Genomic DNA, 313 nt, shown 5'->3' with positions numbered 1-313 from the left:
GATGACCATCACTGCATCTGGGTTTACCTCCAGAACCAGGTCGATGACTTCTTCCACGTGGGTTGTATCGAAGTAGTTCTTCACTGGGTCGTAGTTGGTTGGTGCTGCAATCACTACGAAGTCTGCATCCTTATAGGCTGATTTGCCATCAAGGGTTGCCACAAGGTTCAATGGCTTTTCAGCCAAATACTTTTCGATGTAATCGTCCTGGATAGGAGAAATCTTATTGTTGAGTTTCTCTACCTTCTCTGGGATTACATCTACTGCTGTTACATGATGGTGCTGAGACAATAGCGTTGCTATGCTCAGACCT

Annotated in this window: 1 pseudogene; it reads right to left on the bottom strand. The window is 45.4% G+C overall.

The features are described 5' to 3' along the window. A pseudogene (locus tag ACQRBJ_RS16340) lies at positions 1–313 on the bottom strand (UDP-glucose 6-dehydrogenase); the annotation flags it as partial.

The sequence above is a fragment of the Prevotella sp. SGI.167 genome, from assembly GCF_050313615.1.
In the GTDB taxonomy this organism is placed as follows: domain Bacteria; phylum Bacteroidota; class Bacteroidia; order Bacteroidales; family Bacteroidaceae; genus Prevotella.
This window is presented reverse-complemented; position numbering and strand designations above follow the sequence as displayed.